Source organism: Vibrio sp. R12-SW3-ISO1 (assembly GCF_059834005.1).
This window is the reverse complement of sequence record NZ_JCBDGK010000047.1, coordinates 1-22,081: the sequence shown is the minus strand read 5'-3', so window position 1 is coordinate 22,081 and position 22,081 is coordinate 1. Positions and strand designations below refer to the sequence as shown.

The following is a 22,081-nucleotide window of genomic DNA, read 5'->3' as shown; positions in this document are numbered from 1 at the left end:
ACGTATCGGGTCAATTAGGTGCCCAATATCAATAGAGGTAGGCGTAGCAACTCATCGCCCGTATTAGCAAAGAAGGCAATAATCGCGACTAACCCCGCTACCAAGCCCACATACCATATGGATGAAACAACTTGTCCATATCGGTCGAGCGGTAATAAATGGCTCGCATGGCGGCCACGCCACTCCAATACGATCTCAAGCATGCCCATGATGAGCAAGAAGCCAAACAAGGTTAGACCGAGCGAATAGCTGAGCAAGACCCCTGCCCCAGCTGCCGCACTGCACAGTACGATGCCAGCGACGCTGTTCATTGAGAAGCTGATGCTTTTTAGAATATGGCCGCCGTCGAGAGGCAAAATAGGCAGCAAATTAAACAAATTCAGCAGTGCATTAAACACCGCCAACCCCGCAAAGAAGGCTTCCCCTGTGAGCAGATAGACTAACGTCAACAGTAATGAAAGGATGAAGCCAAACATTGGCCCCATGATTGAGATCACCACGTCTTGCCAGCGAGTGTTGATCTTTTCGTCGCTGAGAGCGAGACCACCGAGAAACGGAACTAAATAGATGCCTTTGGTTTTCATACCAAAGTACTTCATTGCTTTGACGTGCCCATATTCATGAAAGATTAAGCAAGCCAGTAGTGCTAAGGCAAACTGAAACGAGAACAGCCATGAATAGGCGGCTAAACTGGCTGATGCCAGTACAACCTTAATCAGTTTGGCGCTTTTTAGCGCTTTCATACCCAAAGAGACTAAGCCGATCAGGCTAAATCGTCTTTCTGCCTTTGGTGGTCGCGTCGGCTGCTGACGTTCAATGTCTTTTTCCGTGCGTGTGGTGGTTGAATAGAGTTGATCGTTGAGTATCACTCTCACCTCAAGTGAAAACGGCTGCCAATGTAACGTCAAATCCACTTTGCAGGCCAAGCGCTCATCCCCTTTGCGTAACTCAAATTGGTGGCTTGATTCGTGTCCGTGCTCGGCATTGGCATCGAGTTGTGACACTAAGTGGTTGTCCCAATAGATCTGTTGCCAGCCTGCCATAGAGGCTTCGCCCCGCAGCGGCTTGCCTAGAAAGTCGATAGAAAAGAGTTCCAAGAGGGTTCCTTTGGTTAGGTATGCGCATAATTCACCCGAGAATTATGCCGACTTGAATACCTCAGGTAAAGCTTATCTGTGACGCTGTCACTTAATATATATCAACTGAACGATCGTTCACGCCCTTTATTTTTACCCGATAGTGTGCATAATAAGCCGCCTAGATTAAACACCCATCAAATGTGAGTCCTTTATGTCTTCAGAAGCTACTATGCTAGAACGTTGTGAATCTAAGTGTGAATTGTGCGCCAGTGACGCACCATTGACGGCTTATGCAGTGCCGCCTCACAGTCACGTGACCGTTGATCATGCGATTATGGTTTGCGACAAGTGTCTATCAGAAATTGATGAGCCAAAAGACATTAACCACTGGCGCTGCCTCAATGACAGCATGTGGAGTCAAGTTCCACCTGTACAAGTGACCGCTTGGCGTCAGTTAACGCGCCTCAACAGCGAGAGCTGGGCACAAGACGCGCTAGACATGATGTACATGGAAGAAGATCAGAAAACGTGGGCGATGCAAGGTATGTCTGCTGATGACAAACCTCTTGATTGCAATGGCGTTGAGCTAAAGAAAGGTGACGACGTAACGGTAATCAAAGACCTTCCCGTAAAAGGCACCAACCAAGTCATTAAGCAAGGTACGGTTATCCGTGGCATCAGCATTGGTGACGATCCTAAGCTTGTTTCTGGTAAAGCAAACGGCGGTCAGTCGATGTACGTGATTGCTGAATTTACTCGTAAGAAGTAATGAGCCGTTAAGAAAGCAAAACGCCAGCTCGATGTGAGCTGGCGTTTTCGTACTAAAGTTTGGTGTTAACGGTAGAGACCGATATCCTTTTGCATGTGACCTGACAGCTGATCCGCATAGTACGCGCGGGGATGGCTGTTGTCGGTAAATAGAATATCGAGTAAGTGAGCAATCAATCCTTTGAAAGAAACCGCGTAGGTTTTTTTGTCCATAGAGATAGTTGGGTTTAGTGTGCCCATTTGCATTGCTTGTGCCATGATTGCCTCTCTATAAATCTGTACGTTTTGTTGGGCTAATAATAGACAAACTTATGTTGGCCAAAAAATGACAAAATTTCCCTATTCAAATTAGATTTTCTAATAAAACAAGTCGTTAACAGAACAAAAAACGGATTATGCGTCAAAGGGGTTAAAAAGTGCGTAGAGTTCTCGTTAATGTGCATAGTTTTTCTACAGACATTTCTTCTCTCTTGCGCCGTTTACAAAACTTTTACACCTGGTCGTGCATAATTTTCGTCATTAACTTGTTGATATCCATCTTGTCGTCGTCTCGTTGCTACTGATGTGGCGTTTTTACTGTCTTGATCGCTGTGTGAGCGCTCGGTAGCGTCATTTACCACCAGATTGATAGAAATTTGCAGGTTAGAACCATAACTTATCGAATTATTTGGCTTAAAGCCATAACAATTGCTAATGTTTATTTTCCGCAGCGGTGGTATGACGAATCCTCAAAAATGAAAAGAGCGCACGGTGAATGTGCGCTCTTATATGTTTAATGGGATCATCACGTCGGTGAGCATCACTGTTAAATCGTGCCCATTGGTACGAAATACACCAATGCTGACCAAACGCTTATCCAACTGATCACCACGACGACATCAATCCAGTCTTTACGCCACATAATGTCTTACCTTTGAGTTCGCTTATCGTAAACCGTTTCGGTCTCTCTGCTGACATTGATGGCTTAGCATACTCTATGCCAATTTGGATTTTGATGTCCCTACGTGCTTGGCATTGAGGGTGTCGGGACAGTCTTGGAGCATTTCGATAAAACAATCGGCCATCGACATGGGGGTCACCACTCCCTCGCCAGCCATGTTCAAGATGGCGTCGTAGCCTTCTTTCCCTTTCATGGTGTAAGCCGATGATGTGCCTACATAGGTTTGATTTTGTTCAACTTTCACCCATTGGTTGCCTGAGCTTCTCACCTCTAGCCGCGTGATTCGTTCACCGATGGGTGACGATTCATTGTAGGTAAAGCGCAAGTTGTACGTGTATGGGTAAGAACCATCCCCTGTCCCTTCAACTCCATTGCTGAGCGCGTTGTTGATGGCGCCTTCTATCACGCGATAAAGATGCTGCCCCTCAATTTCATATACGCCAATAGGAACGGCAAAGGGCAAAAGTTTGCCAGCAATGTCTGCCACACTCACTTGGCCAATATTGAGTGAGTTTCTCACTCCTCCGGCATTGTGAATGGCAAAATCCACTGTCATACCGCGCTTGCGCATCGAATGGACAAAAGAGCGCGCGACGAGAGGCGCGAGTTCGCTCGGCCCTTGCGTATCAGGGATCCTCACATGGCGAAGATAGCGACCCGCATCCGCAATGTATGTGTTTTGTAGGCTGCGGACATGACAGCTGTATTGGCGCTCTAAAAGTTGATAGACCGTGGGATCTTTTTTGCAGACCACCGCTTGAGGATACGCATCAATAAAATGTCTCGCGGCTTGATAACGGCTTTCTGTATGCGCCTGACTTCGCGAAGCATCAATAAACAGTTGTCGGCCTAGTAATAGCTCATTTTTTCCGTGAAATGCGATCACCTGTCCGTGATCATCAAACTCAATGTCACAATGACCCATGCTCAGTGCGTGATAGCCTGCTTGCACAACATAGGTATTGTTGACCTTCACTCCGTATTCGACGTCTTTCGCAAGTCCGAGCGCCGAGAAGTCGCCTTGCAGGCGATGGCTGTGGCCGCCAATCACCAAGCCAATCCCATCGACATGATTGGCGATATCCAAGTCTGCGTCGTAGCCCATATGGCTAAGCAAAATAATATTGCGGATCCCCGCTTGATGGATGGCAGCCACGGTGGCCCGCGCGGTTTCAATGGTGGAGACAAACGGCGTATCAACATCTGGATTAGAGATGTCTTCCATCTTATCCAACGCTAGGGAGAAAATCGCCACTTTACTTTGCCCGACCGTTTTCTCTATCCAACCAGCCGTACGTGTTGGGGATTGATAGGCGATAACCTTTGGGTTATCGGATAGGCGTGTGGGTTTGTCTTGGCGCTCTTGGCTCAGATCCCAGTTACCTGCAAGCAGTGGAAACTCGATTCGCTGGGCAAACTGCGCGACGGGTAAGTTGCCCATATCAAGCTCATGATTGCCTAACGCCATGGCATCTATGCCTAGCGCATTGAGCATGGTGGCGTTTGCTTCCCCTTTAAACAGCGAAAAGTAAAGCGTGCCTTGAAAGCAATCTCCTGCGTGGAGAAAGAGGAAGGCATCACCGGCCTGTTGCGCCTCGTCTCTCAGCTGTTTGGCGCGAGTGGCGATGCGAGCAAAGCCCCCAGCGCTGACGTAAGGTGTGAGTGTGTCACCTTTCACGTTCAATGTGAGCTGTAACGAGGAGGGTTCAAAATAGGAATGGGTATCGTTAATGTGTGCTATACGTAATTTTGTCATGTTATAGTTTTTATCTGTCTTCTTTACTCTCTTTTCCCGTCATCCTAACGCAATCGGTATGACAGATTCATTATATTTCACACTTTTATTGAACATGCCATTTGATATACATCGCTCAGTGTGACTTGTGCATAATTGCCTGTTTGTGAGGTAAATATCTGCTAAACCACACTTTTTCGATTATGCTTAAACTGTCTATAGCCAAAACGGAGTGACTCTATGAGATTAGAGCGAATCGAAATTTCTGGCTTTCGCGGTATCCGCCGCTTATCTATCGCATTTGATGAACTCACCACGCTGATTGGCGAAAACACCTGGGGTAAATCGTCACTGCTCGACGCACTGAGCGTTGCCTTGCCGTCTGAAGGCACACCGTATCAATTTGAAATGACGGACTTTCATGTTGATTACTCCATTGCTCATCCGCAAACCCAACACTTACAAATTGTGCTCAGCCTTATCGCGACGGATAAAAATGAAGTTCGCTCCGGGCGCTATCGAAAAATCAAACCGATCTGGATCACCGACGAGGAAGGTGTACAAAGGATTATTTACCGTTTAAGTGCTTCACGCGACGGGCATTCCATCTCGACCCGCTATGCTTTTCTCAACGATCAAGGGGATCCTTTGCCGTTACACCACTCAGAGAAGCTTGCTCAGGAGTTGATGTCACTTCACCCCGTGATTCGGTTAAAAGACTCCCGCCGATTTGAACGCCCTTTCAGCAACGGTAACGGCGTCAATGAACGATCAGAGAAACGCATTGATAACACTTGCCGCCGTTTGATGGCTATCCCTGGCCATGTCAACAAAGGCGAAATGCGCAGTAGCCTCAACTCGATGAACGTGTTGGTCGATCACTATTTCTCCTTTAAATCCAGCAGTCGTAAGAATCCGCGGAAGCAGCGTGACGGCATCTTCTTTAATGCTCCAAGCAGCAACAAGAGCATTACGCAGGTCGTCGCGGAAACGCACAATAAGCAGACGCGGTTACTGTTTATGACACTCCTCAACGCCTATTTACAGGCTAAAGGGCCAAACAAACTTCGTCGCTGCGCACGTCCTCTGCTGATCATTGAAGATCCCGAAGGTCGTTTACACCCCACCCACCTAGCTCGCGCGTGGGGGCTGTTGCAGTTGCTGCCAATGCAAAAGATTCTCACCACCAACAGTGGAGAGTTACTTGGTCAAGTGCCAATGCGCAGCCTGCGACGTCTAGTGCGACAATCCGATAAAACCATCACCTACTACTTGCCAGAACAACGTTTTAGCCGCGATGAGCTTCGACGGATTGGTTTCCACATTCGCTTTCACCGATCCGGAGCGCTGTTTGCGCGTTGTTGGTTGTTGGTGGAGGGAGAAACGGAAGTGTGGCTGTTTAATGAACTGGCCAATCAATGCGGCTATAACCTCGCCGCAGAGGGCGTGCAAATTATCGAGTTTGCGCAGTCGGGGCTGAAATCTCTGATCAAAGTGGCTAAAGCCTTTGGTATCGATTGGCATGTGGTGACGGATGGCGATGCCGCCGGCAAAAAGTACGCGGCGGCGGTAAAAGCGCAATTGGGGCATGATCAGCAAAGACATCGTCTCACCGAGCTGCCCGATCGAGACATCGAACACTATCTTTACAACAACGGTTTTGAATCTTTCTTCAAGGAAAAAATCAAGGTGCCTTTGGATCATCCTATTCCCGCGAAAAAGGTGGTCGCGAGGGTGCTGAAGAAATACGCCAAACCCGACTTAGCACTCGCACTGGTCCACCATTGTGAAGAGCAAGGCGTCGAGTGCATTCCAATACTGCTTAGATGGACATTAAAGCGCGTGATTACGATGGCGAACGGCAACACGCCCTAAGGTTATAAATCGGCATGACCAACAAACGAAAAAACGGCAAATCACAAAGAGATGCCGTTGTATCAAAAGGCTCACTCATTCAGGTTGAGAGTGCGAAGAAGATACTCAATCGGGGGGAAGTAGAAATAACGCACTACTGGCTCACAGCTTGGCTGCTTCTCGCTGACGCGGATTTGCCATTGGATTGAGACTTTTGTTGCAACCATAGGCCAGACGCTTTCATCGCATAACCAAACACGCCGCCCAACATCAGCGATGGAACAATCAGTTGCCAATCACCATTTGCGGCAAACGTCGCGCACGAACCGATGAATGTACCTGGGATATAAGCCAGCCAGGACTGTTTCGCTTGAATACACATGAAAAAAGCGACAATCGCAGTAATGACATAGCCAAGTATTTCTAGCGAAGCAAACTGGCTAGCGTGAATGATCACCATTGCCCAAAACACACCGCTTAGGTTGGTGACTAAGCTTTGTGCTAAGCCTTTTAAGCCTGAAGTCGGAGAAGCAAAGTAACTGGTGCAGCCTAGAAATCCTGCCCAGGTCAGCAAACCGAGTGAGATGGCAATCCAGCCCCACAGGCCGGAAAGTAAGCCGGTGGTCAGCGATATCGCGAGTAATGTCGTCATAATGCCTCACAGAGAAAATCGGTAGCGTTAGAAATTGCCGCCATCATATCGCTATGCTCAGCCTTGTTAAGTTACATTGATCACATTATTACGCAACGAAGTTTCATTCGTTACATTAATTAGTGACGCAATCGATATTTAAACAGATTTAGTAAACAGAAAGCAAAAATGGCCAAACGTAACGCTTGGCCATGTTTTGTATCGACAAATGACGTGGGGGCTAGATCAACATAGTCGAGTAAACCACACCAGCAAGTCCCAAGGTGGCTAACACGCCAACCACTTTTTCTGTCATCACACCCTCACGTTCCGCCGCTTTGCCGAACATACCGAAGACGAGTGGATGGACTAAGAAAGTCATCGCGAAAGTGAAGGTGATCAAGCTGGCCGCCGCACTACCAAACATGCCCTCTTGCACCGCAGCAAATAGGCCAAAGTGAGATAAGCCTGAAGACGCTGCCATTGATGCATGCTCCAACGACATTCCCGCCAAACTCAGGAGGGTAAAGCTGCCGAAGACTGCCATAATTTGCCAACCCAGGGAGAATAGCATCAACCCTTTCACCTCTTTGGCCTCGCTACCAGCGGCATTGCGTAGGTTTTTCAGTGCAAAGAAAACAAATGCTCCCCCCACTAAAATCAGTGGCAATGTCCATTGTACGAGCAGTGAACCACTCTCAGCACTCGCCGCAAGAATCGTAAACACAAAGATATGACCTGCAAACGGAATGTTGATCATGATAGGCGCTCGTGATGCCGCAGTGCGACCGAAATCGCCTGCCGTACATGCGCCCGTTAGCCCTGAGTGAGACAAACCGCCTGCCATACCCGGTGCCAAGTTTCTCAGATGGTTAGCACGACCAACAAAGATCAACAGCGCTAAGCCACCAAACATCCAGAACACTTGTCCTGCAAAACCGTAAACGATCACGCTTGATAGACCCGGAATTGCGAACGCTTCAAGCATGTGTGAGCCGCCGACCAAGAAGCTCCCGGCCAATACAAGTGGAATACCAGCGAACAGCAGTGAGTTCATGGTTGGACCTAACTTCCACTTTGGCAGCATAGCGCCAAGGCCCGATGACAAAATCATCGCAAAGAAAATCTGAGGTAGACCGATGTAGGCTTGCACGATATTAGACAGCATCAACGAAAACTTCAGTACCAGTACAATCGCAACGGCTTCCACCACCCCTTTGCGAATGTAAGACTGTTTACAGGCGAAAATCGCTTTGCTATCCACTAAGATGAACGCGATCGCCAGGCTGATGTAAGCCAACAGCAAGTAAGAATCGCCCAATTGGTAATGGCTCGCGCGCCCAGACAGCAGCGCGTCCGCCATATCGATACCGAGCAATAATAGAAACGCACGCACAATAAACATGAACTGAGTGGTGTTCGTTCCCAGCACCATCTCTTTGTTCGATGGCGTGAAATAATTGTCGTCCGACATATCGTGGTTTGACAACAGGCGCTTAATCTCTTGTCCTCCAACGAAGAAAGAGGCAATCAAAGCGATGACGGTGGTTTGACTCATCATCACGACCACAGGAAAATCGGTTAATCCCGGTTGAGCCATACCACTTTGAACCAACAAGGATCCAAGGCCTAAACCAAACACGACGATCACCAACAGTGAAGAGTACTTAGTACCTGCAACAATTGTGCGAGCCACCAGTACCATGATCGAAAGAGCGACAAACGCCAACACGTAATGATTAAACGCCGCTAGATGGGAAAACTGTTCCATTATAACTCCAACTATAAACTCGAATTAAGCGACACTGGTGTCTGCTTGAGGTGTGCTGACAGGCGACATCGCCGTTGGCGCTTCTTTAAATAAGGTGCGCAGTGCACGCAGCACTTCTGTACGCGAAACCACACCCACGTACTTGCCATCATTAAGAACGGGCAGAATTTGTGGGCGATTCACCTTGATGCTTTTGACGCGTTCTTCCAGAGAGAGGGTGCTCAAACGCGTCGCAATACCCATCGCGGTTGTTGGATAAATCTGGTCTTTATCAAGCGCGAGAAACTCCATAACATCAGTGAGGCGCTCTTCAAAGCCAATCGTGACCACATCGGTTTTCATCAATTGACCAATCGTTACTTGAGTGTCGGGGATGTAATCCTGACACCACATTTCAGTCATTACGTCATGTGCCGAAAAGAAGCCAACTAACTTACCCTGCTCATCGCAAACGGCAGCACCGTTGGTGTTGTGTTGTAAAAACTGGTCGATCGCCGCGTAAAGGGGCGTATCTTGACGTAATACTGGTGCGTTCGAATTGACAATGTCGCTTACGGTTAACAATGCACTCATAACATTCTCCTAAAAAATAGCGGTCGGCATCCCATGCCAATCCAACAAAAATTCAATAACTCAGCAGCCCATACCTCACTGCTGGACGCCATGTTACAAAGTGCAATTGTATTAGTAAATTTGATTTTATTTATTTTTAGATTCAATTTTATTGATATGAAATAAAATTTAGGCTTTTCGTTATAGCAAGAGAAGGGTTATCAATCGGATTGATAGGGTGTTTCAGACTGACGAAGCCACAACGATCATCAATGGGAGCTTGATCTCGAAGCGCTGGGCTAACACTCTGATAGTATAGTATTCAAGAGCTGAAACACTGACTATGACAGAGCAGGAATAAATTGAAAAATTGATTTATTTTCATTTCTGAATCAGATTTTCTGATATACAATCTTACCCAATTTTGAGCGACTACGCCTCAATTATGCTTTGCCTGAATAGAAACAAAGAGGAGAAACGGTGCGGTATTCTTTGAAACAACTCGCGGTATTTGATGCCGTGGCCGAACTGGGTAGCGTCAGCCAAGCCGCTGATAAACTGGCCATTACCCAATCCGCTGCGAGTATGTCCTTGAGCCAGTTGGAAAAGCTCCTCGGCAGAGAGCTGTTTATTCGTCAGGGTAAATACATGCGCCTTAGCCACTGGGGCAACTGGCTAAGACCGAGAGCAAAAAGGCTCCTGCAGGATGCAGAACAGATCGAAATCGGTTTCTATGACCAACATTTGTTCAGTGGCAATATCAATATTGGTGCTAGCCAAACTCCCGCGGAGCACCTCGTCCCCGAGCTAATTAGTACCATTGATAATGATTTTCCAGAGATCCGCACCGCTTTGGATGTCAAAAGTACCAATCAGGTCATCCAAGGCGTACTCGATTATAAATATGACCTCGGCATTATCGAAGGTCGATGTGACGATAACCGTACACATCAAGAAGAGTGGTTCCGAGATCACCTCGTTGTGATCAGTTCAGCGCATCACCCATACGCCAAAAACGAACGCGTCAGTTTGGCGCAATTAGAGCAAGCCCAATGGGTGCTGCGTGAAGGCGGCGCCGGTACTCGCTCTGTGTTTGAAGGGGCGATGTTGCCGTTGATCCCTGACCTTGACGTATGGCGTGAATACGCGCACATTCCGGTCATTCGTCGGCTTGTCGCCAATGGTAAATACCTGTCATGTCTCCCCTACCTCGATGTCGCACCCTATATTGAACGCGGTGAACTTGCCGCGCTGAACGTACCGGAGCTTAAAATGAATCGAGCGATTTCATTTATCTGGCGTGCAGACATGGAAGATCACCCGTTATTGGATTGTATTAAGCGCGAAGCGCATCGGATGATTAAAAACCACAAATTCTGAGTTCCAATAACCAGCGCAAAGCCCTCTTTTGGAGGGTTTTGTTTTACCCCTTCTCCCTATCAATGTTTCTGATACTCTTTTCGCCCCCTCCCTTAATCGCTATTTTATTTATCTATATCAATTTAATTGATGGTAATTAAAACATTAATCAATTTTATCTTTACTGAATCTTTGCCTACCCTACAATGAATCCACAAGGACAATAGGATGCATAGTCTGCATTGAAAGGAGTTTGGGGGGAGCGATGACACAAACACACAACGAGAAGGTCTCTTTTTCACCCGCCGAGATGATGGCGGAAGCGGAAAAGTTTGCTTTCAGTAAAGCCAACAAAACCAGCACGATGACACTGAGCCTCGCGATCATGGCTGGTGCATTTATCGGTTTAGCGTTCGTCTTCTATATTACGGTGACCACCGATAATGCCGGAGCCGGTTGGGGATTGAGTCGCTTAGTCGGCGGTTTGGCATTCAGTATGGGACTAATTTTGATCGTCATTTGTGGCGGCGAACTCTTTACCAGCTCGGTGTTGTCGAGCATTTCCTGGGCGAACCGACAAATCAGTGCCACCAAGATGCTGTCAATTTGGGGTAAGGTTTACTTGGGTAACTTTATCGGTGCCTCACTGCTGCTGATTATTGTGTTTTTTGCAGGCTTGTACGGCTTAGATCAAGGCCAGTGGGGACTAAATGCGCTGAACATCGCGCAGCATAAACTGCATCACACGCCCGTTCAGGCATTTGCACTGGGCGTTTTGTGTAATCTTCTCGTGTGTTTGGCCATATGGTTGACCTTTAGCAGTGCCAATACCATGACGAAAGCTGCCATGACGGTGATGCCGGTGGCAATGTTTGTGTCCAGCGGCTTTGAGCACTGTGTGGCTAATATGTTTATGGTGCCACTTGGCATCGCCATCCACAGCTTTGCTCCAGAGCCTTTTTGGTCACAAATCGGTGTGCCTGCTTCGCAGTTTTACGACTTGACGGTCGGCCATTTCATCACAGCAAACTTAATCCCAGTCACCCTCGGCAACATCGTGGGTGGCGCGGTGTTGGTTGGTTTAGCGAACTGGTCTATCTATCGTCGGCCTCAGCTTAAAGCGACGGCCAATCAGGCGATCACTCAACCCGAAAAGATCAGCGCCCACACCCTTTATCGCGGCGAAGACACCGTAACCATCGAGACAATTATGGACACGCATCCGGTTCAGTTCGTTGCTAACACTCCGATCGGCAAAGCCATTGATACGCTTCTTGAGCTGCACATCGACGGCGCACCTGTCGTCAATACACAGAATGAATTGATCGGATTCTTTTCGATTCACGACGCTATGATTGAGGTGTGGAGCCATCAGCACCCTACTCAAATGGAACAAAGCGTCGTGACGGTGATGAACGATGAGATCAGCGCGGTGTCGGTAAGCGATACCTTGCTTGATGTATTAGAATACTTTTGCCTCGACAAAGCGGCGCTGTTTCCGACATCGAGCATGGGGTATGCAACGCAACTCAACTCTGCGTCACTGACCGCACGTGCAAAGCATTCGCCCCCTAATCGCCCATCAGTCTTGCCGGTACTGGCTGATGGACGTCTTGTTGGCGTGGTGACCCGAGCACAAGTTCTTCGTGCCTTACAACAAACGACTAAACTTGAGTCAAAATCACCATACGAGACTGATGCGCAAGACGAAAAGCGTCTTGCATAAATCATAGAAACAATAAAGCCCTCCGATTGGAGGGCTATGTCATTCTATCTAGAAATGATTACTTCTTAACGCCTTCGACATGCAGTTCCATATCGACGTAGCTTGATGCGCCCATCACCGCGATATCAAAATCAGCAAGCTCTAGTCGTGTTGTACCCACGAATCCTGCGCGCTCACCACCCCATGGGTCTTGGCCTGCGCCGACAAATTCAGCGTCGATCGTAATCGGTTTAGTGACACCATGTAGGTTCAAGTCGCCCTTCACTTCTAGCATGCCGTCCCCTTTATCGACAACGCTGGTGCTCGTAAAGGTTGCGGTTGAGAATTTAGAGGCATCAATGAAATCAGCGCTACGAATGTGCTTATCACGTTCAGCGTGATTTGAGTCGAGGCTACGAGTGTCGACATTCACGGTCACTTTCGACGCTTCAACATTGCTAGGATCGTAAGAGAACTCGCCATCAAAGGTGTTAAAACGACCCTTAATGAAGCTGTATCCTAGATGGCTAACTTTAAAGTTGACCGATGCGTGTGCACCTTTGGTGTCAATTACGTAATCCGCCGCGCTTGCGCCTAATGGCAGTACCATTGCCATAGCTAGTCCGGTAGCAAGTAACGTCTTTTTCATTTTGAAGCTCCTATCATTTTGCGTAGCGTGTTGTCTTTGTTAATAAAGTGGTGTTTTAGTGCTGCCAGTGCATGCACAGCGGCTAATAAGATTAACGCCCAAGCAGCGTAAAAGTGTATTTGCCCTGCGGTATCGGCTTGACCTTCAAAGAAAGCGCCCATACCAGGGACGGTGAACCAACCGAAGACTTCGATACCTCGCCCATCTTCCGTTGAAATAAGATATCCCGACACAAACAACGTCAGAAGTAGTGCATACATGGCTAGGTGCGCCAACTTTGCGCCGAGGACTTCAATCTTTGCACCTTCGACTTGCGGTGACGCTGTCACATTTTTCCATACAAATCGGAATAGAGTGACAAGGGCTAATAAAATACCCACTGATTTGTGCCAATGCGGTGCGGTTTTGTACCATTCACTGTAGTAGCTCAGATCAACCATCCATAGCCCCACCGCAAACATACCAATCACAACCAGTGCCGACACCCAATGGATGGCTCGCGCGACGCCGTTGTAGTTCTTTACCCTATGCGGATGATTTTGGCTGCTGTTCATTTGTATACTTCCAACTTTGGTTGACGCCCAAGCAAAAAAGTTATGGTTGAGCACGTTTTTATAATCAATTGCGTTGTGAATGATTATCGGACAGGTTCGCAAACTTGGAAATGTCGTCGCATTGATGAAGTCATTCAAAAAATTTGAAGGAACTTATCCCTGATTACTTAGGCTCCCACTGTTCTAGCTCGTATATTTCATCCGCAACATCCATCACTTTACGCTCAAACACGGCTTGGGCATCACTTAACCCCTTGTTATAAAAGGTGGCAGAAAACTGTTTAATCACAAAGTCGGTGAGAAATTCGGCATCGAATTGGCCAATTTCTACCTCCAACTCATCATGTAAATAGTCTTGGAGTGACTGCGCCATCGCGTGTTTTTGTTGTGATGTAAATTCAATCTTAGACATAAACCCCTCATTTCCCCTGAATTTTAGCCAATTAAATGTAACTTAATTTAAAAGTGGCGTGTTACTCTAATTTGGCGAGTTTGAGTAATGGAGAACCCACCTTGCTACTGGATGTGCTAATTCAAAGCGTGAACGAGTTTCAAGCCGACTGTATGGCCTTATGTGAAAAGCACTACCCGACCATTCATAATAAAGGCATGAGTGAGCACCATTTGGGCTTGGCGTTTGCGCGGCGTCTTTCTCGCACACTCACCGAGTTTGGCCACGCGTGTGATTACACTGCCCAAGAATGCCTGACCCACAAAGAGATGCCTCACCACTATCGAGTGAGCTCTGAGCTGGGCACTGTTTGGATTATGACGTCTCACCTGGTCAGCGCAGGTTCCACCCACCGTAAGAAGTTATTTAAGTCCATCGCTCTATGGCACGCCGAATACAGCTACGCTATTCAGCCCAACGACCTTGTGCTCCTGCTGTCTGACCATTGGATCACTCGCAGTAAACAGAGCCGCGAGTTGTTACACTGGTGGACGGGGCAACTGCCTGACCAGTTAGACGATTACCGTATTCAAGGGGTGAGCTTATATGAGAGCGATTCACAATTAGCGGCGACACTAGAAGAGCAATTTGGCATGAGTCCTTACTACGTTAAGTTCACCCATCCACTGCGTCGCTCAACGGATCAGCAACTGGTGCGCAAGTATTTGCATTTATATTCAGTTATTCAGCTTAGTTAATCCCTTTCCCACTCCGCCACTGTCACAGAAGCGTCACTCTGCGCGCGCATACTAAAGCGATCCCCTCACTGATTTAATGACTCGATGAAAAAACTGAAGCGTTATCAGTATGAACGCTACGCGGTGCTGTGTAATCTTGCTTATCAACGCGTCCTAAAACAGACACGCTATGGCTTTGCCCCAAACGGCCAGCGCGTTATTCATAACCGTTTTGGTAAACCTATGATTCGTGTGCTGTGGAGCCACGATAAAGACGAAGTCATTGTGGTGATCAAAGGCTCCCACAATGTTTGGGATTGGCTACTTAACCTTAAACTTTGGCACAAAAGCTGCGCGCCTTTTCAATTACCCTATGCGATTCACGCCGGCTACTTCGACTTACTCAATCAAGAAAGCACGCCAAGTCATAAGAGCGACACCTTAGGTATGAGTGTGTTTGACAAATTGCTCACGATACTCGTGCCATTGATAGAACAGGGTAAACGAATCACGGTAACGGGGCACTCATCCGGCGGCGCTGTCGGCTTAGTCATTGCTGACCGCCTTGAGCGTTGCCATCCTAAGGTTATCAAACGAGTCGTAACCTTTGGTCAGCCATCGGTCGGTGGTTATCGATTCTATCGACACTACTTGCTAGTGCACAAAACCTATCGCGTCTGCTGCGATCTCGACATCGTCACCTTCCTGCCCCCTATTCCTTTCTACTATATGCACGTTGGAAAAATGCTGTGGCTCTACAATGGTCGTATTTACGAAAACACACCCAATTGGTTACGCTTTGGTCGCAGTGTTGTGTCCTGGCTTATCCGTCCGTTTTCCTATCATTTGATGTCTAAATACATACGCAATAAAGATTTTTTTGATGAGCGTTGATGAGACCTCTATCTTAAAATGGATATTTATTCATTTCTAAAACAAAGAAAACTTGGCGCAACTTTGATAATGCTTGTATCTTTATTGAGACAAAAGGTTGGCTTCCAACGTGCGACAAAATCGGTACTTTCCAGTATGCTTAGTCGTTTGATTGTATCGCCATGTGGTATTTTTGAGGTAAGGCGTTTTTATGATTCTGTCCACCCGAGAGCAGTTTACTCGATGTCTCGAACAGCGAGAAGATGGCCAGTACATTGCGCACTATAAGTCTTTGACACTTTCTAGTGTCTACCAGCCGATTTATACCAAACACACCAGCATGGTTGGTTTAGAGGCACTGCTGCGCATCACCCGCAAAGACGGCAGTTCCGTGAGACCCGATCTGTTTTTTTCCTCAGACAGCATCCCATTGGATGACAAAGTGAATGTTGAGCGCTTGAGTCGCGTGATTCATATTCGAAACTTCGCCCAATCAAAATTTCGTGACCGCAAATTGTTCCTCAACATCCTTCCTGTCGTAGGCGATGCGATGGCGGTGATTGATATGACGGAAAGCCTACTGGCCACACGGATAAAAGAGCTCGGGCTCGCACTGGATCAGATCGTTATTGAAGTGGTTGAGCATGAACATGCCAACGAAGCCTTATTGAAGACCGCAATGAAGAAGCTTAGCGATATTGGATTTCATATTGCGGTGGACGATTATGGTGTGGAAGCCTCCAATCGAGCCAGGGTGGAAACACTCAGTCCTGACATCGTAAAAATGGATCGCTCATTGATGCTCGACTACATGCAAGGCAATCAAGCCGCGATGATTTCAGGTATCGAATTGGCAAAAACGTTGGGCTGTCAGGTAGTGATCGAGGGCATCGAGACCCAAGAACAACTCGATGCCATGCGCGCCTTAGATCTCAATATGTATCAAGGCTATTTTCTCTCTATGCCTGACAGCGTGTTGAAGCTAAAGCATTCCTAGTCGCACTTACTTAATGTCACCATAACGTTCCAAATACAAGATGGTGGCGGCGGTACGCGACGGAACGCGCAGCTTTTTCAGCAAACTTTTCATGTGCACCTTGACCGTCGATTCGGAAATAAACAGCGTATCTGCGATCTGTTTGTTGCGAAATCCTTTGGCAACCTCTTTGAGAATCTGACGCTCTCGATCGGTCAGTTCATCAAACACATCGGTAGTGTGTTCTCGCTTGAGCAGGTATTTCGCCACTTCTCGGCTGTAAGCCTTGTTACCACGAATGGATTGTTTGAGCAGCGACACCAACTCATCGGGCTCGGTATCTTTGAGCAAATAGCCATCGGCTCCGGCTCGAATGATCGCTTCGATGTCTGCTGGGCTGTCTGATACTGTCAAAATAACAATAGTGGCGTCACAGTCATCGGCGCGCAGTGCATTCAGGGTGTCAAGCCCCGACATCCCTTTCATATTTAAGTCCAGCAAGATCAAATCTGGCTTTAATTCGTGATTCTTCGCCACCGCTTCAGTCCCATTGCTGGCTTCGGCGATAACATCAAACTCCGGCTCAAAACTCAGTAGCTGCTGAATCCCTCTTCTCATTAGAGGGTGATCATCCACCAGCAAAACTCTACATTGTGACACTGCTTGTTTCCTTATTTCTTGGGTACGTGAGGATGACGCGGCACCCCTGCTCTTGTTTGCTTTCAATGACCAAGGTGCCGTTTAACCGGGACGCTCGCTCTTGCATAATACTCATGCCGTAGTGGTTGAGCTTTTCGTTGGCCTGTTCAAACCCGATGCCATCGTCAGAGACCGACACCACAACGTTATTGTCGGTCTCAAGGCAGGCGATATCGATTTGCGTCGCTTTGGCGTGCTTGATCGCATTTAGGGTCGCTTCACGGATCAATTGCAGTAAGTGAACCTGATCACTGGCATCAAGCTCTACAGAGGAGAGCTGATTATCGACCTCTATGCGGATTGACGATTGATCGGCCAATTGCTCCGTCATCTCTTTTAGTGCTTGGCCAAAACTGCCTTCTTTGATCGTCAGTCGAAACGTGGTCAGCAATTCGCGTAATTGGGTATAGGCGGCGGATAGCCCGCCGTCGAGATCCTTCAGTACGCTCTGAGTGTGCGGCGATGCTTCGCCGGGAGACAGAGCGGATAAACCCCGTTTGAGTAACGAGACTTGAATTTTTAAATAGGATAAAGACTGAGCAAGCGAGTCATGCAGTTCACGGGCGATCGTCGCGCGCTCTTCCATCAAAAGGAGATGCTCCGCTTGCTTCTGCGCTTGGTTGTAATACACCGCGCGCGAGAGGATTTGGACAAAGTTATCGATCAAGGCTTGATCAGGGCAAGGCAGTGATGTTTTCCAGTACAATGTGCCTAGTGCTTCCCCATCTAAGGCCAACGGTTTGCTTTGGCAATCACTGTCACAGCTGAGGCAAACGTCACCTTTGGTCAACACGAGCGGTCGCTCACCGTCACTGAAGATTTCCATTTTGACCGCTACAATCCCTTCAAGAGAGACGATGTGTTGCAGTATCGCCTCGAAGTTTTCCTGCGTGATCCTCGAAGCGGTCAGCTCTTGCGATGAATTGTACAACACTTGCAGTGAGTCATTGGCATGTTGGAGCTTAAGCGTCTTTTCATTGACGGCTTGCTCTAATCCTCGATAGAAATTGCCCAAATCGCTGGCCATGCTATTGAATGTACGAGTCAAAACACCAAGTTCATTCTCACTTGAAACATCCAGCTTCACATCAAACGAGCGTGATTGAATCTGTTCGCTGGCCAACATCATAGCGTTCAGCGGTTTCACGATTTGCTTTCTGGAGTAGTGAATAACGAACAGCCCCACACACAAGATACCACCGAGCCCTGCACCACCCACCCAGGCCAAGCGAATCATTTTTTGTTCAGAGAAGTGTTGCAGCTTGAACACAAAGGTATCAATTTGATTCACAAAGCCCGCGACCATCTCTAAATAATGGCTTCGATCTTCGCTCTGAAGCACGGCTTTCAACTCATGCCAACGCATGATCAACCGGTAGTAATCGTGAGTAATGTCATCAGGAACACCCCAGCCTTGCAACGCCTTCATCGAAGGGGAGTAGATAGAGCGTTCAAACATCTCGATGTGCTGGAGATAGTCTTGAGATTGCGATTGGATGTCGTGCGCCAGTCGATAGCTCTGCATACGCATTGAGCCAGACACGTTCACTGCCTCAGCATCATTGAGGCTAGACGCTAATGTGATGATCGCATAGCTGGTCGTCACGACCGATAGGGCTAAGATCAAGCCCATGGCTTTCGCTATCGTGCGAGTGACGGATTTTTTTACGCTTCTTGGCATGCATTCACCACGTTATTACTCACCTATTCCCCATCACACCAAGTCATCATATTCACGCTTTCGGCTAAATATGTGATCAAACTAAACCAAATTTATTGATCTAAAACAACAACATAATCTGATTACCCCCAAAGGGTTATTTATACAAATATGTCAAAAACTACAATTTATGTGTGTGTTAATGACAAGTTATTAATAGGAAATGTGAGCTACGCTTACATAAGTGCAGTTCACAACGGATAGCAACGTGGTCGATTTCAGTAAACGCCGTCTTTTTACTCGCCAAGCAGACAATACGATTCGCCTGCCTTGGGTTGCGGATGCACAAAGCTTTACCGATTTGTGTACCCGATGTGGAGAGTGCGCCCGTGTCTGTGACACGCAGATTATTGTCAGCGGTGACGGAGGATTTCCTACTGTCGACTTCTCTATCGACGAATGCACATTCTGTTATCGATGTGCCGACGTTTGTCAGGAACCGATTTTTTTACCTGAGGCTGATACGCCTTGGCATGTAAAGGCAAGCATCAATGAAACGTGTTTAGCCAAACAAAATGTGGAGTGCCGGAGTTGTGGTGAGTTGTGTGAGCCAATGGCCATTCAGTTCAAATTAGAGGTAGGCAAAGTCGCCCAGCCTCACATAAGCCACGATAAGTGCAGCGGTTGTGGTGCCTGTGTTGCCGTTTGCCCTTCGTCATCCATCAATGTGAGCAATTGATTATAAAAATGGACAACAACATGTCACTGAATGAAGTGCATATATCAAGCTTGGTGGTTCACGCCGCGCCTAGCCATCTAAACGAGGTCAAGGAGTCGATCAGTGCAATGCCCAACGCAGAAATTTATGCAGACAGCCCTGAGGGCAAGCTGGTGGTGGTGCTCGAAACTCAAAACCAAGGGTTTATCACCGATACCATCGACGAAATCAACAACCTACCTAACGTCTTAAGTACTGTGTTGGTCTACCACCAGATAGAAACGGACCTAGGCGATGACGTGACAACTAACACTGGAAAAGAACATTCCCAATTCGAGGGTGAAGTATGAAGATGACAAGACGAGCGTTTGTAAAAGCAAACGCAGCAGCCTCTGCCGCCGCGGTAGCCGGCATCAGTCTACCTGCCACAGCGACCAACCTGATCGCCAGTTCAGAGCAATCGGCGATTACCTGGGACAAAGCGCCTTGTCGCTTCTGCGGGACCGGGTGTTCTGTGTTGGTTGGTACACAAAACGGCAAAGTGGTCGCGACTCAGGGTGACCCTGAAGCGCCGGTCAACAAAGGTTTGAATTGTATCAAAGGCTACTTCCTCTCAAAGATCATGTACGGTCAAGACCGTCTCACTCAGCCTTTGTTGCGCATGAAAGACGGCAAGTACGACAAAAACGGTGACTTTACCCCGGTGTCTTGGGATGTTGCCTTTGATACCATGGCCGACAAATGGAAAGAAGCACTGAAAAAACAAGGCCCATCGGGTGTGGGTATGTTTGGGTCTGGTCAGTGGACCGTAATGGAAGGTTACGCCGCCGCCAAGATGATGAAAGCCGGGCTTCGCTCTAATAACATCGATCCTAATGCGCGTCACTGTATGGCTTCCGCCGTGGTTGGCTTTATGCGCACGTTTGGCATCGACGAGCCAATGGGTTGTTACGACGATTTCGAGCACGCAGATTCATTCGTGCTTTGGGGCTCAAACATGGCTGAGATGCACCCTGTATTGTGGACTCGCATCACTGACCGTCGCCTCAGCCATCCCCATGTTAAGGTAAATGTGCTATCTACTTACTATCACCGCTCGTTCGAGTTGGCCGATACTGGGTACATCTTCCAACCACAGACCGATTTGGCCATTGCCAACTTTATTGCCAATTACATCATCGAAAACGACGCCGTCAATTGGGATTTCGTCAACAAACACACCACATTCAAGCAAGCTACCACAGACATTGGCTATGGTCTGCGTGACGATAACCCGCTTCAACAAGCTGCGGCTAACCCAAACAGCGGCGATATGTCGGGCATCTCTTTTGATGAATATAAGCAATCCGTGGCGCCTTACACTGCGGCCAAAGCGTCAGAAATGTCGGGCGTATCTGAAGAAGACTTGATCACTCTAGCGAAACAATACGCGGATCCGAACACTAAAGTGATGTCACTTTGGACGATGGGGATGAACCAGCATACCCGCGGCGTATGGATGAACAGCTTGATTTACAACATCCACCTTCTCACGGGTAAAATCTCAACTCCAGGCAACAGCCCATTCTCTCTGACAGGGCAACCTTCTGCGTGTGGTACCGCTCGTGAGGTCGGCACTTTTGCCCACCGTCTACCCGCTGATATGGTGGTCGCGAATCCAAAACACCGCGCGATTGCAGAAAAAATCTGGAACATTCCTGATGGTGTCATTCCTCCTAAACCGGGTTTCCACGCCGTCCTGCAAGACCGCATGCTCAAAGACGGTAAGCTCAATGCTTACTGGGTGATGTGTAACAACAATATGCAAGCAGGTCCGAATATTAACGGTGAGCGTTTACCGGGCTATCGTAACCCTGAAAACTTTATCGTCTGTTCTGACCCTTACCCAACGGCCACTGCGCAAGCGGCAGATTTGATTCTACCGACAGCGATGTGGATCGAAAAAGAAGGCGCCTACGGTAACGCAGAGCGTCGTACACAGGCTTGGTATCAACAAGTCGGTACGGTTGGCGAAGCGAAATCTGACCTTTGGCAAATTATGGAATTCTCTAAACGCTTCAAGATGGAAGAAGTGTGGACAGAAGAGATGCTCGCCAAAGCCCCTCAGTATCGCGGCAAAACCATGTATGACATGCTGTTCGCGAATGGCGTGATCAATAAATACCCAATCGAGGAAGCGCGCGAACTCAACGACGATGCGCACCACTTCGGTTACTACGTACAAAAAGGCATTTTTGAAGAGTACGCCTCATTTGGACGCGGCAAAGCACACGATCTTGCGCCGTATGAAGTGTATCACCAAACACGTGGTCTTCGTTGGCCAGTCGTTGACGGTAAAGAGACCCTTTGGCGTTACAAAGAAGGCTCAGATCCATATGCCAAAGCCGGTAGCGGTTGGGACTTCTACGGCAAGCCTGACGGAAAAGCGTT

The 22,081-nt window shown here is 47.9% G+C and carries 21 protein-coding genes; 10 read left to right on the top strand and 11 right to left on the bottom strand.

Features of this window, described 5'->3' with window-relative positions:
• Positions 1-14 precede the first annotated feature (14 nt).
• Entirely contained in the window at positions 15-1,097 is a 1,083-nt protein-coding gene (locus AC6R0R_RS14370; protein ID WP_500627170.1) for a site-2 protease family protein, read from the bottom strand.
• Between the two features lie 193 nt (positions 1,098-1,290).
• Here AC6R0R_RS14370 and AC6R0R_RS14365 point away from each other — a divergent pair, with 193 nt between their 5' ends.
• Positions 1,291-1,848: a PhnA domain-containing protein gene (locus tag AC6R0R_RS14365; RefSeq protein WP_334551864.1), complete on the top strand. Its 558-nt coding sequence runs from the start codon at positions 1,291-1,293 to the stop codon at positions 1,846-1,848.
• 65 nt (positions 1,849-1,913) lie between these two features.
• Here the strand turns inward: AC6R0R_RS14365 and AC6R0R_RS14360 are convergent, their stop codons facing one another.
• A complete protein-coding gene (locus tag AC6R0R_RS14360; RefSeq protein ID WP_500627169.1) occupies positions 1,914-2,105 on the bottom strand; it encodes a hypothetical protein in 192 nt (63 codons plus the stop codon).
• Between the two features lie 716 nt (positions 2,106-2,821).
• Positions 2,822-4,543 (bottom strand): bifunctional metallophosphatase/5'-nucleotidase, encoded by a 1,722-nt coding sequence (locus tag AC6R0R_RS14355; protein ID WP_500627168.1) that lies wholly within the window; start codon positions 4,541-4,543, stop codon positions 2,822-2,824.
• A 219-nt stretch (positions 4,544-4,762) separates the two neighbouring features.
• On the opposite strand from AC6R0R_RS14355, the gene AC6R0R_RS14350 reads away from it, so the two are divergent.
• Positions 4,763-6,397 (top strand): ATP-dependent endonuclease, encoded by a 1,635-nt coding sequence (locus tag AC6R0R_RS14350; RefSeq protein WP_487901511.1) that lies wholly within the window; start codon positions 4,763-4,765, stop codon positions 6,395-6,397.
• A 133-nt stretch (positions 6,398-6,530) separates the two neighbouring features.
• Here the strand turns inward: AC6R0R_RS14350 and AC6R0R_RS14345 are convergent, their stop codons facing one another.
• The 3 genes from AC6R0R_RS14345 to AC6R0R_RS14335 form a co-directional block, all read right to left on the bottom strand.
• Positions 6,531-7,028, bottom strand: a complete 498-nt coding sequence (locus tag AC6R0R_RS14345) for a DUF1097 domain-containing protein (RefSeq protein WP_500627167.1) — start codon at positions 7,026-7,028, stop codon at positions 6,531-6,533.
• 220 nt (positions 7,029-7,248) lie between these two features.
• Positions 7,249-8,778, bottom strand: coding sequence for a hypothetical protein (locus AC6R0R_RS14340; RefSeq protein ID WP_500627166.1), 1,530 nt, complete (start codon positions 8,776-8,778; stop codon positions 7,249-7,251).
• A gap of 24 nt (positions 8,779-8,802) precedes the next feature.
• Positions 8,803-9,351, bottom strand: coding sequence for a CBS domain-containing protein (locus AC6R0R_RS14335; RefSeq protein ID WP_500627165.1), 549 nt, complete (start codon positions 9,349-9,351; stop codon positions 8,803-8,805).
• 459 nt (positions 9,352-9,810) lie between these two features.
• On the opposite strand from AC6R0R_RS14335, the gene AC6R0R_RS14330 reads away from it, so the two are divergent.
• A complete protein-coding gene (locus tag AC6R0R_RS14330) occupies positions 9,811-10,710 on the top strand; it encodes a LysR substrate-binding domain-containing protein (RefSeq protein WP_487901515.1) in 900 nt (299 codons plus the stop codon).
• A 244-nt stretch (positions 10,711-10,954) separates the two neighbouring features.
• Positions 10,955-12,415 carry a formate transporter FocA gene (gene focA, locus AC6R0R_RS14325; RefSeq protein ID WP_500627164.1) on the top strand — a complete coding sequence of 487 codons (1,461 nt, stop codon included), beginning with the start codon at positions 10,955-10,957 and terminating at the stop codon, positions 12,413-12,415.
• A gap of 58 nt (positions 12,416-12,473) precedes the next feature.
• On the opposite strand, the gene AC6R0R_RS14320 is transcribed toward focA, so the two are convergent.
• The 3 genes from AC6R0R_RS14320 to AC6R0R_RS14310 form a co-directional block, all read right to left on the bottom strand.
• On the bottom strand, positions 12,474-13,043 hold the full coding sequence (locus AC6R0R_RS14320; protein ID WP_334551855.1) for a YceI family protein: 570 nt from the start codon (positions 13,041-13,043) through the stop codon (positions 12,474-12,476).
• Positions 13,040-13,597: a cytochrome b gene (locus tag AC6R0R_RS14315; protein ID WP_500627163.1), complete on the bottom strand. Its 558-nt coding sequence runs from the start codon at positions 13,595-13,597 to the stop codon at positions 13,040-13,042. The genes AC6R0R_RS14320 and AC6R0R_RS14315 overlap by 4 nt, the downstream gene beginning before the upstream one ends.
• Positions 13,598-13,760: 163 nt before the next feature.
• Complete coding sequence (locus AC6R0R_RS14310) at positions 13,761-14,009, bottom strand: DUF2164 domain-containing protein (RefSeq protein WP_334551853.1); 249 nt, start codon at positions 14,007-14,009, stop codon at positions 13,761-13,763.
• 101 nt (positions 14,010-14,110) lie between these two features.
• Between AC6R0R_RS14310 and AC6R0R_RS14305 the strand changes: the two genes are divergently transcribed.
• From AC6R0R_RS14305 to AC6R0R_RS14295, 3 genes are all read left to right on the top strand, one after another.
• Positions 14,111-14,746 (top strand): hypothetical protein, encoded by a 636-nt coding sequence (locus AC6R0R_RS14305; RefSeq protein WP_334551852.1) that lies wholly within the window; start codon positions 14,111-14,113, stop codon positions 14,744-14,746.
• Positions 14,747-14,830: 84 nt separating this feature from the next.
• On the top strand, positions 14,831-15,619 hold the full coding sequence (locus AC6R0R_RS14300; RefSeq protein WP_500627162.1) for a lipase family protein: 789 nt from the start codon (positions 14,831-14,833) through the stop codon (positions 15,617-15,619).
• Between the two features lie 190 nt (positions 15,620-15,809).
• Positions 15,810-16,595, top strand: a complete 786-nt coding sequence (locus AC6R0R_RS14295) for an EAL domain-containing protein (RefSeq protein WP_500627161.1) — start codon at positions 15,810-15,812, stop codon at positions 16,593-16,595.
• A 6-nt stretch (positions 16,596-16,601) separates the two neighbouring features.
• Here AC6R0R_RS14295 and AC6R0R_RS14290 read toward each other — a convergent pair whose 3' ends face one another.
• Both AC6R0R_RS14290 and narQ read right to left on the bottom strand, forming a co-directional pair.
• Positions 16,602-17,234 (bottom strand): response regulator, encoded by a 633-nt coding sequence (locus tag AC6R0R_RS14290; RefSeq protein ID WP_500627160.1) that lies wholly within the window; start codon positions 17,232-17,234, stop codon positions 16,602-16,604.
• Complete coding sequence (narQ, locus tag AC6R0R_RS14285) at positions 17,221-18,954, bottom strand: nitrate/nitrite two-component system sensor histidine kinase NarQ (protein ID WP_500627159.1); 1,734 nt, start codon at positions 18,952-18,954, stop codon at positions 17,221-17,223. Before narQ ends, AC6R0R_RS14290 begins: the two co-directional genes overlap by 14 nt.
• 247 nt (positions 18,955-19,201) lie before the next feature.
• Between narQ and napF the strand changes: the two genes are divergently transcribed.
• The 3 genes from napF to napA form a co-directional block, all read left to right on the top strand.
• Entirely contained in the window at positions 19,202-19,672 is a 471-nt protein-coding gene (gene napF / locus AC6R0R_RS14280) for a ferredoxin-type protein NapF (protein ID WP_500627158.1), read from the top strand.
• A 20-nt stretch (positions 19,673-19,692) separates the two neighbouring features.
• The gene (locus AC6R0R_RS14275) at positions 19,693-20,001 is read left to right on the top strand and encodes a chaperone NapD (RefSeq protein WP_500627157.1); all 309 of its coding nucleotides are present in this window, start codon (positions 19,693-19,695) and stop codon (positions 19,999-20,001) included.
• Positions 19,998-22,081 (top strand): periplasmic nitrate reductase subunit alpha (gene napA / locus AC6R0R_RS14270; RefSeq protein ID WP_500627156.1); only part of this gene is annotated, 2,084 nt, incomplete at its 3' end. The genes AC6R0R_RS14275 and napA, both read left to right, overlap by 4 nt.